The 4353-nt window shown below is 58.2% G+C and carries 4 protein-coding genes and 1 pseudogene; 1 reads left to right on the plus strand and 4 read right to left on the minus strand.

Features of this window, described 5'->3' with window-relative positions:
* Nucleotides 1-830: 830 nt before the first annotated feature.
* Nucleotides 831-2225: a malic enzyme-like NAD(P)-binding protein gene (locus NW852_RS11740; protein WP_414371377.1), complete on the minus strand. Its 1395-nt coding sequence runs from the start codon at nucleotides 2223-2225 to the stop codon at nucleotides 831-833.
* 158 nt (nucleotides 2226-2383) lie between these two features.
* On the opposite strand from NW852_RS11740, the gene NW852_RS11745 reads away from it, so the two are divergent.
* Entirely contained in the window at nucleotides 2384-3001 is a 618-nt protein-coding gene (locus NW852_RS11745) for a chromophore lyase CpcT/CpeT (protein WP_414371379.1), read from the plus strand.
* On the opposite strand, the gene NW852_RS11750 is transcribed toward NW852_RS11745, so the two are convergent.
* The 3 genes and pseudogenes from NW852_RS11750 to NW852_RS11760 form a co-directional block, all read right to left on the minus strand.
* Nucleotides 2998-3228: a hypothetical protein gene (locus tag NW852_RS11750; protein ID WP_414371381.1), complete on the minus strand. Its 231-nt coding sequence runs from the start codon at nucleotides 3226-3228 to the stop codon at nucleotides 2998-3000. The two genes, NW852_RS11745 and NW852_RS11750, sit on opposite strands and share 4 nt — an antisense overlap.
* A 298-nt stretch (nucleotides 3229-3526) precedes the next feature.
* Nucleotides 3527-4138, minus strand: coding sequence for an ATP-dependent Clp protease proteolytic subunit (locus NW852_RS11755; protein ID WP_414364115.1), 612 nt, complete (start codon nucleotides 4136-4138; stop codon nucleotides 3527-3529).
* Nucleotides 4139-4172: 34 nt separating this feature from the next.
* Nucleotides 4173-4353: pseudogene (locus NW852_RS11760) on the minus strand (hypothetical protein); the annotation flags it as partial.

Here is a 4353-nt window from a genome sequence, read left to right on the forward strand (position 1 = left end):
TGTGCTTCCAGATCTTGGACTTGCTTGCTGCTCTGCTGAAGCCGGGTTTGGAGCTCTGTCAGTTCCGCTTGCCGGTTCTGCAGCTTCTCGTCCCTCTCCTGGACTTGCCGGGACAAGTCTCCGACGAGACCCTGCCATCTTTGAATTTCTTCCTCCTTCCGCGCAGACCGGTTCTGTAGCTCTTCAATCTCTGCTTGGAGGCTTTGCACTCGCTGATCCCTGTCTCGGGCAGAAGACCAAGCAATCCTCGAGGCTACTGCGTTCCCGGCTCCAACCACCAGAGCCACTCTGAGGGCTCTGCCGAGGTCAGACTGAGGCAAAGCGGCAATGCTAGCAGCGGTGAGCGTGGTGACGATGTGGACGTAGAGCGGCTTACGTATGTCCATTGGGAGTGCCGAGTGATCAGAAAACCTAAAACTCAGGGTAATCGATGAAGTCAGTGACGTCTGCGCAAAATACTACACAAAGAAGGAAGGAAGCTTGAAGGATTGTTAAGTTACAAGGGATCCAAAAAAGTGGACTTTAACGTTGCCGCATTTGCCGCTCCAAGGCGTCCCCCAGGCCATTTCCGACAAAATTGATGCTCGGTATGTTGAGATCTTCCCTGCACTGCCAGCTTGCTTCCGCGCAGTGCTAGGACGTGAATAAATTGCAGTTGCAATGGTTTGCTATCCTAGGGGGCTGACGCTTTAGAAACCTGCAGACCACTGATGCAAGCGGATGCTGCTTTCCACCCGCTTTTGGTAAGGTTTTCCTCCGCCAACGGACTGTCTGCCCGCAACTTCTTCGTTGCCCATAGTCGCCCTAAAGGAGGGCCGCCTGGGCAACCCTCAAGGGATCCCGGCCACTCCTGTTTGGCGGGCAGCCTGGATCACGGCGGCAGCCACCTGGGGAACTACCCGCCCGTCGAAGACTGAGGGAATGATCCACTGGGGATCCAAATCTTCAGGTGGGATCAAATTGGCAATGGCCTGGGCGGCAGCCAGGCACATCTCGGTGTTAATCTGCTTGGCGCGGCAATCCAGAGCACCGCGAAATACCGCCGGAAAGGCCAACACATTGTTGATCTGGTTGGGGTAGTCGCTGCGCCCGGTGGCCATCACCGCCACCCGACCGCTCACCAGCTCCGGCTGAATCTCTGGCACCGGGTTGGCCAGGGCAAAGACAATGGGATCCGGCGCCATTTTTTCCACCATCTCTGGGGTCAAGGCATTGGCCACGCTCACCCCAATGAACACATCTGCCCCCACCAAGGCATCTGCCAGGGATCCGCTCTTCTCAACGGCAATGGCAGCTTTCTCGGGGGTGAGGTCGGTGCGGGAGCGGCTGAGGATCCCTTGGCGGTCACAGACCACGATGTGGGCTGCCCCAGCCCGCCGCAGCAGTTGCGTTACCGCAATCCCGGCTGCTCCTGCCCCGTTGAGGACAATGCGCGCCTCGTCTAGGTTTTTTTTGACCACCTTCAAGGCGTTCAGCAAGGCGGCCAGCACGACAATGGCGGTGCCGTGTTGATCGTCGTGGAACACTGGCAGGCTGAGACGGGCCTTGAGCTGGGACTCGATGGCAAAGCAGCGGGGGGCGCTAATGTCCTCCAGGTTAAAGCCGCCAAACCCCGGCGCTAGGCGCACCACTGTCTCCACGATTTCTCCCACATCCTGGGTAGCCAGGCAGAGGGGGAAAGCATCGATATCGGCAAAGCGCTTAAACAGAGCTGCCTTCCCCTCCATCACCGGCAGAGCGGCCTCCGGGCCGATATTCCCCAGGCCCAGCACGGCGCTGCCGTCAGTAACAATGCCAACGCAATTGCCTTTGATGGTGTATTCATAGACAGCATTGGGATCGGCGGCAATCTCCAGGGCCACCCGACCCACACCCGGGGTATAGGCCATGGCCAGATCGGCGGCGCTCTCCAGGGGGCTTTTGGCCACCACCTGTAGCTTTCCTCCCCGGTGCAGCTCAAAGGTGCGATCCACCACCCGCTCCACCTTCACGTTGGGCAAAGAGGCAACAGCAGCGTGAATTTGCTGGGCGTGCTCGCTGCTAACGGCATCCACGCAGATTTCCCGTACCGTTTCGGCTGCCGATTGGTGGATGAGGTCAATCTGGCTGAGGCTGCCTCCCACCTCGGCAATGGCTTGGGTAACACGGGCCAGCGCCCCCGGCTGGTTGGGCAGACGTAGGCGTAGGGCAATGCTGTAGCTGGAGCTGGGGGTGAGTTTTGCCATAGCTTTCTATGGTAGAAGAAAAATTGCTTTCAGCAGAGCAAACTCCTCAACGCTGAGCCCTCTGGTTGCGCCGATCCTCAACTCCCTTCTCCCTCTGATCGATAGGAATAAGCGTAGGATCGAGAAATCCTGCAGACAGGCAACCCTCCTTCCTGCATATGACAACCTCTGCTGCAGCAACTGCCGACTCCGACCTCAATACTTTTGCCGATTGGCTGGAAGGTTACTACAGCAACCGCGCCCAAGCAATGGCAGAGCCCGTGTGGTTTGTGCCGGTGAGCCTTTGGTACGTGCGCGTTCCCCACCTCTTTTCAGAAGGAATCGGCTTTTTTACCGAGCAATTTAACGAGCACACACCGGGCCGATTTTACCGCAGCCGAGTGCTGCAGGTGTTGGCCGATCCCTTGCGGATTGAGAACTATAAGTTACGGGATCAAGTAGCTTGGGCAGGCGCCTCCCAGGAGCCGCAGCGCTTGGCGCAGCTTTCGTTGTCCGACCTGGAGCACTTGCCTGGCTGTCGTATTTTGGTGGAGAAACGCCCAGGCTGCTTTCACGGCGAGATGCTGCCCGGCGGCGGCTGCCGTCTCAACCCCGGCGACAGCACCTACATCCACATCGAATTTGATCTCACGGCTCAGGAATTCATCACCTGGGATCGCGGCTTTGACGCCACCACTGGCCAGCAGACTTGGGGATCCCGCGCCGGCCCCTACTGCTACCAGAAAGGGATCCCTCCTCGCCCTTGGGGAGAGGGCGAAAGCCGGATCAAAGGTTAGGGAAACAAAAAAGGAAACAGGTCGCGCAACCCTTTGCGCAGCTTGAGCAAAAAGATCAGCCGCTCCACCTCTGGAGAAACAGATCCGGTTTCGGGCCGGGCTGCCAGGGCTGCTTGGAGTTGCAGAGCCTCGCCAGCAGTGAGGGGCTGATTATCGACCGGCGAGCGAGCCTGCAAACCTGGCTCCGCCCGCAGCACCTCCTCAGGGATTTCAGAAGCCGGGGGCAAAGCCAAAGCCTGATTCGGTGGATACAGCAGGAACACCAGCAGACTGGCCCATCCACTACTCCTTTTGACCCAATGCTTTCGGTTCACCCCGCCTTATCCTAGCTACCCCAGGGATCCTCAGCCCATCTCCCGGCACCCCAGAACCAACACCGTATAAGCCAAGGAACGTCACACCTGCTGGCAGGAGCACTCGATCCAGGCCCGTCAAACGGCCAAGCAAAAGAGAGTCAGCCTTTGGATCCCTATCTTACTCAGGAGCTTGCCCAGGCCGTCTTTTTGCGACGAGCCAAAATCCCCCCTAGCTGGCCATTGCTTCCGAGCGCTCTTGGATCACCCGATCTACAATGCCGTAGGCCTGGGCTTCCGTAGCCGAGAGGTAGAAATCCCGCTCCACATCCCGCTCGATTTTCTCCAGCGGCTGGCCAGTCATTTGCGCCAAGAGCTCATTCATGCGCCGTTTGACCCGCAAAGTTTCGCGGGCGCGAATTTCGATATCGCTGGCCTGGCCTTGGATCGTGCCCAGAGAAGGCTGGTGCAGCATGATGCGGGAGTGGGGCAGGGCAAAGCGTTTTCCCTTGGTGCCGGCAGCCAGCAAAAAGGCCGCCATCGAGGCTGCTTGGCCCACGCAAACGGTAACAATGTCGGGCTTGACGTGGTTCATGGTGTCGTAGATGGCCATGCCCGCCGTTACAGAGCCGCCGGGAGAGTTGATGTACATCACAATATCCTTTTGGGGATCCTGGGAGTTGAGGTAGAGCATCACCCCCACGATAGTATTGGCCAAATTGTCATCGATGGGCTCGCCGATAAACAGGATCCGCTCTTGGTAGAGGCGGTCATCGAGACTGATCCACTGGCTGTAGGGCTCACCGGGCAGACGGTAGGGAACGCGAGGCACTCCAATTGGCATAGGTATCTCCTGACAAAGTATGCAGCACGGAACACTACACAGAACGACACGCTTGCAGGGTTTCTTCCACGCTCAAATCTAGCTGGGGCAAAACCGAGGCAACAATGCGTTCAGGGCCGGTTTTAACCTCGTCTTCGTATTCCCCACCAACCCAGCGAACACGGAAACGAACTGCTTGGCAGGATCCCCAATCCAGTATTCCGGGATCCCACCGG

It is taken from the genome of Synechococcus sp. H60.1 (assembly GCF_047462335.1).
In the GTDB taxonomy this organism is placed as follows: Bacteria; Cyanobacteriota; Cyanobacteriia; order Thermostichales; family Thermostichaceae; genus Thermostichus.